Raw genomic sequence first — 5,356 nt, 5'->3', positions numbered from 1 at the left:
GTGGATGACGCCCGGGCGGTCCGCGCCGGTGATCACGTCACCGGTACGCGGCGGGGCCGGATAGCCCTCGGCGGCGACCACCACGGTCACCGCCGCGCCGTCGTGCCAGCGCAGCGGCGGGTGCTCGGCCAGCGTGCCGGTGGCGGCGGCGTGCAGCAGACCGGCCAGCGGCGTCTCCAGCAGGGCGAGCACCACCTGGGTCTCCGGGTCGCCGAAGCGGGCGTTGAACTCGATCACCCGGGGACCGTCGGCGGTGATCGCCAGCCCGACGTAGAGCAGGCCGGCGAAGGGCGTGCCCCGACGACGCATCTCGACCAGCGTGGGGTGCACGACGTCCCGCATCACGTCATCGACCAGGTCGGACGGCGCCCAGGGCAGCGGCGCGTACGCACCCATGCCGCCGGTGTTCGGGCCGCTGTCACCGTCACCGACCCGCTTGAAGTCCTGCGCCGGCAGCAGCGGCACGGCGGCCTCGCCGTCGGTCACCACGAACAGCGAGACCTCCGGGCCGGCCAGGTACTCCTCGACGACCACCCGACCGCACTCGGCGGCGTGCCGCAGCGCGGCGTCGCGGTCCTCGGTCACCACCACGCCCTTGCCGGCGGCGAGCCCGTCGTTCTTCACCACGTACGGCGGCCCGAACTCGTCCAGGGCAGCGGCCGTACCCGCCTCGTCGGTGCAGGTGTGGGCGCGGGCCGTGGGCACACCGGCGGCCGTCATCACGTCCTTGGCGAACGTCTTGGAGCCTTCCAGCTGCGCCGCCTCGGCCGACGGGCCGAACACCGCGATGCCCTTGGCCCGCAGCGCGTCGGCGACTCCGGCGACCAGCGGCGCCTCCGGCCCGATCACGACCAGGTCGGCGGCCACCTCGACCGCGAGTGCCGCCACGGCTTCGGGATCGGTCGCCACGACCTCCCGCAGCTCGGCAACGCCCGCGATCCCGGGATTGCCCGGTGCCGCGATCACCTGCTCAACGGTCGGATCCTCGGCGAGCCGCAGCGCAAGCGCGTGCTCCCGTCCACCACTACCCAGCAACAGAACACGCACAGCCGGCATCCTACCCACCACCCTCCTCGACCCTGTTGATCAAGAAGTTCGCGTCTCAATTCCGGCGTGTGGACGCCCAAACTTCTTGATCAACGAGGTGGGCGGGGCAGGGCGGGCGGGGCAGGGCGGGCCGCGTGAGGCTGGGGCGGCGGGGTTAGTGGGGGGTGCGGAGGGCTTGTTTGACGGTTTGCGGGATGTAGTCGGGGTGGAGGGTGTCGGACCAGGTGAAACGGAGGATGCGCCAGCCGGCGTTGACCAGACGGTTCTGTCGCATCCGGTCCGCGTAGATCGCCTGCGGTCCGTCGTGCGGCCCTCTGCCGTCCGCCTCGGCGATCAGGCGGGCCCGGCGCCAGCCCAGGTCACCGACGCCCAGGAGCCAGCCGTCCTCGTCTCGAACCTCGACCTGGAGCACGTCCGGCGGGACACCGCCGTCGACGCACCGCAGCCGGGCACGCGTCTCCAACGGTGACTGGGCCCGGCCGTCCGTCTCGGTGAGGTGCCGCCGGGCGGCGACCGCACCGCGCCGTCCGGCGATCAGAGCGGGGATCGACGCCAGGTCCGCCTCGGTGAGCAGCCGCTTGTTGAGGGCCGAGTCCAGGACGCAGACCGCCGGGTACCGGTCTGCGCGCAGGATGACGTCGGCGACGGTACGCACAGCCGTGGTGACCGGCACACCGGCCAGCACCTCGACATCCTCTGAACCCAGGGTCAACTGGTGTACGACGATTTCCGGATCCGTACGCCGCTGCGGGCGCGGGCACTGCACCGGCACCGAGACGTGGATCTCGGACGCGGCACGCAGCCCGGCGATCCCGTGCATCTCGGCGGCGGTCCCCAGCACGGCCACCGCCTCCGGCCCCAGACTGTCCACCGCCGCCCGGATCCGGGCCCGTCGTAGCGCCAACGGGTCAGGTTCGGTGGACGGCGTGAAGCGCCCCCGGGCCAGCCTGACCCAACGCCCCGACCGGACCAGGTGGCGGATCTGCCCCCGAGTGAACCCCGCCGACAGCGCCTGTTCCACCGTCACCACACCGCTTCGCGCCCCGAGTCCCGCCTCCCCCATCCCCCCACCCCACCGCCCGCAGCCCCACTTTTCCACCCCTGTGGATAACCCGCCGCCCCCTGTGGACAACCTCCGCCGCCTGCGGAGTTGATCAAGGGATTTGGGTCACCCGGGACCTCCCACCGTGACCAAAACTTCTTGATCAACGCGGAGAGGGGGGTGGGGAGGAGGGGTTAGGGGAGGAGGGGGTGGCGGGTTACGTTTTCCTCGCGGCCGGGGCCTACGCCCACGACGCTGACGCGGGTGTTGCAGAGCTGCTCGATGCGGGCGATGTAGCGCCGGGCGTTCTCGGGGAGGTCGTCCTCGGTCCGCGCCTTGGTGATGTCCTCCCACCAGCCTTCGTGCTCTTCGTAGATCGGCGTGGCGTGGTGGAAGTCGGTCTGGGTCATCGGCATGTCGTCGACGCGCTTGCCGTTGATCTCGTAGCCGACGCAGATCGGCACGGTGGCCAGCCCGGTGAGGACGTCCAGCTTCGTGACGACCAGGTCGGTGACGCCGTTGAGGCGGCACGAGTACCGGGCCACCACCGCGTCGAACCAGCCGCAGCGGCGCTCCCGGCCGGTGGTGGTGCCGTACTCGTGGCCGACCTTGCGCAGGTGCGCGCCGTTCTCGTCGAAGAGCTCGGTCGGGAACGGACCCGAACCGACCCGGGTGGTGTACGCCTTGCTCACCGCGATCACCTTCGTGATCGCGGTCGGCGGGATGCCCGCGCCCACGCACGCGCCACCGGCCGTCGGGTTCGACGAGGTGACGAAGGGGTACGTGCCGTGGTCCATGTCGAGCATGGTGGCCTGGGCACCTTCGAGGAGCACGGTGTCGCCACGGTCCAGCGCGTCCCAGAGCATCGCGCGGGTCTCCGCGATGTACGGCCGCAGCCGCTCCGCGTACTCCAGGTACTCCTCGATGGTGGCGTCGACGTCCCCCGCCTTGCGGTTGTAGACCTTGAACAGCACCTGGTTCTTCTCGCGCAGCGCGAGTTCCAGCTTCTTGCGGAAGATGCCCGGGTCGAGCAGGTCCTGCACCCGGATGCCCATCCGGGCCACCTTGTCGCCGTACGCGGGGCCGATGCCCCGGCCGGTGGTGCCGATGCGGGAGCTGCCCAGGTAGCGCTCGACCACCCGGTCCAGCGCCCGGTGGTGCGGCATGATCAGGTGCGCGTCGCCGGAGATGCGCAGCCGGGAGACGTCCACGCCGCGCTCGGCGAGCCCGTCGATCTCGTTCAGCAGCACCTTCGGGTCGACCACCACGCCGTTGCCGATGACGATCACGGCGTTCGGGGAGAGCGCACCCGAGGGCATGAGGTGCAGCGCGTACTTCTGGCCGTCAGGGGTGATCACGGTGTGCCCGGCGTTGTTGCCGCCGGAGTAGCGCACGACGTAGTCGACCCGCTCACCCAGTTGGTCGGTAACCTTGCCCTTGCCCTCGTCACCCCACTGAGCGCCGATGAGCACGATCGCTGGCATCTCTTCGCCTCCAGAAGGCTCGGGTGCCAGATGGCGACCGTGTCAGCGAGCCCGGGGTGTCAGGTTAACAAGTAGTGACGGCACGACCGGCAGGGGTCGCGCCGAGAGGCAGGAGGGGCCTACCCGTGTACGACGTGGTGCTGCTCACCCTCGGCTCGGAGCGGGACGCTCCCGGGGCCGGTTGTGGCAGCGGCGGTGCCTGTTGCGGCGGAACGCCCGAGGCCGCCCCGGACCGGCCGGAACGCTGCGAGACGCCGCGCGTACCGGTGCTGGCCTGCGCAGACGCGCTGACCGCCCGAGGCGCACGGGTCGAGACGGTGACCGCCCGATCGGACGCGGAGATCGACGAGGTGCTGGCCCGACTGGACGCACCGCCTCGGCCGGACGGGCTCACCTGGCCCGACCCGGACTCCAAGGTCCGCCTCGTGCTGGCAGTGGCCGGTGACGCACAGTTGCGGGCCGTGATACGCCGGTTGGTCCGGCGGTACGCCCCGCCGCCGAGTCGTCGTCCGGCCGACCTGGCCGACGGCCGGACCGTGCCGGACCTGCCGCCCGTCGGCGTACTGCCGCTGGATCCGGCCCGCAGCACCACGCACCGGGACCTCGCCGCGCAGCTCGGCCTGCCCCGTGATCCGGCGGTGGTGGCCGCCGCCGTGCTCGACGGCACGCCCCGCCGACTGGACCTGCTGCGCAACGACGGCGGCTCGGTGACCCTGGACGGCGCGCTGCTCGGTGCCGCCGCCGAGGACGGGCGCCCGTTGCACTGGCGTGGTCGGGTGGAGGTGGACGACGCGGTGCTCTCCCACGGCGACGACCCGCTGCTGGCCTGCGCGATCGGCAACGCCGCCGGGTACGCCCGGCTCGACGACGTCACCCTGCTCGCCGCGCCCGACCCGACGGACGGGCTGGTCGAGGTCGCGGTGGCGGTCCCGGTGGTGACCCGGTCACGGCTGGGTCGCCGACGGGTACGCCTGGAGGTACGTCGGGCCCGGGGCCGGGCGGTGTCCGTGCTGCCCCGGGACGAGGCTGCGCTGCCGTATCTGGACGACGGCGTGGAGGGTCAGTTGACCCGTAAGCGGTCCTGGTGGACCGAGTCGGGTGCCTGGGCGGTCTGGGCGGTCTGACCCCACCCCGCGTCGGCGGCCGAGGTCGGCCGGTGGGCCTATCCTCGGCAGAGGGAATGGGGGAGGAACCGTGGTGGACGAGAACGCCGACCGGGCGCACGTGCCCGGCCAGCAAGGGGCGCCGGAACGGGACATCGAACCACTCTGGCCGCCGGACCAGGTCGAGGGCTTCGGCACGCCCGCATGGGCGACGCCACCGACGCCTCCCGCCGCGCCGCCCGTTCCGCCGGACCACTCGGCCTACCCGGTGCCGCCGACCGCCGGTCCGCCGGGTCACCTGCCGTCGACCGGTCAGCCGGCCGGTCCGCCATCGCCCGCCGACTACCCGTCGCTGACCGCCGGTGGGCCCAATGGTGTCGGCGGCGAGTCAGGTCCGCCGCCGGGATGGGCGCCGACACCACCGCCCGTGGTCGGCGAGCAGGCGAACGTGCCACCGCCCGTGGTCGGCGGGCGGGCGAACGTGCCTCCACCCGTGGTCGGCGGGCGCGCGAGTGTGCCACCGCCCACCGGCTGGGCACCCGTACCGCCGCAGCCGGAGCACGGCCGGGTCGACCTGGACCTGCCGTTCACCCTCGACCGGCCGACCTCGCTCGCGCCCCCGCACGAGCGCACGTCCGGCACCGCAGGCTCGCCGCCGGACGCGACGGCCGACCACGGTC

4 protein-coding genes and 1 pseudogene are annotated in these 5,356 nt (G+C 72.8%); 2 read left to right on the top strand and 3 right to left on the bottom strand.

The window, feature by feature from the left end; translation table 11 throughout:
- From purD to EYA84_RS25490, 3 genes are all read right to left on the bottom strand, one after another.
- Positions 1-1,047 (bottom strand): phosphoribosylamine--glycine ligase (gene purD / locus EYA84_RS25500; RefSeq protein WP_131056075.1); only part of this gene is annotated, 1,047 nt, incomplete at its 3' end.
- A gap of 154 nt (positions 1,048-1,201) precedes the next feature.
- Positions 1,202-2,110, bottom strand: a complete 909-nt coding sequence (locus EYA84_RS25495) for a type IV toxin-antitoxin system AbiEi family antitoxin domain-containing protein (RefSeq protein ID WP_131056073.1) — start codon at positions 2,108-2,110, stop codon at positions 1,202-1,204.
- Positions 2,111-2,283: 173 nt separating this feature from the next.
- The gene (locus tag EYA84_RS25490; RefSeq protein ID WP_131056071.1) at positions 2,284-3,573 is read right to left on the bottom strand and encodes an adenylosuccinate synthase; all 1,290 of its coding nucleotides are present in this window, start codon (positions 3,571-3,573) and stop codon (positions 2,284-2,286) included.
- Between the two features lie 125 nt (positions 3,574-3,698).
- Between EYA84_RS25490 and EYA84_RS25485 the strand changes: the two genes are divergently transcribed.
- On the top strand, positions 3,699-4,697 hold the full coding sequence (locus EYA84_RS25485; RefSeq protein ID WP_131056069.1) for a hypothetical protein: 999 nt from the start codon (positions 3,699-3,701) through the stop codon (positions 4,695-4,697).
- A 70-nt stretch (positions 4,698-4,767) separates the two neighbouring features.
- Positions 4,768-5,356, top strand: a pseudogene (locus EYA84_RS25480) (chromosome partitioning protein); the annotation flags it as partial.

It is taken from the genome of Verrucosispora sp. SN26_14.1 (genome assembly GCF_004307965.1).
In the GTDB taxonomy this organism is placed as follows: domain Bacteria; phylum Actinomycetota; class Actinomycetes; order Mycobacteriales; family Micromonosporaceae; genus Micromonospora.
The sequence above is the reverse complement of the archived record's forward strand: the minus strand, read 5'-3'. Positions and strand labels throughout refer to the sequence as shown.

Bases quoted from the DNA above. Each gene is read 5' to 3' on its own strand.
- EYA84_RS25490 (WP_131056071.1), bottom strand. From the start codon at position 3,573: ATGCCAGCGATCGTGCTCATCGGCGCTCAGTGGGGTGACGAGGGCAAG.
- EYA84_RS25495 (WP_131056073.1), bottom strand. From the start codon at position 2,110: ATGGGGGAGGCGGGACTCGGGGCGCGAAGCGGTGTGGTGACGGTGGAA.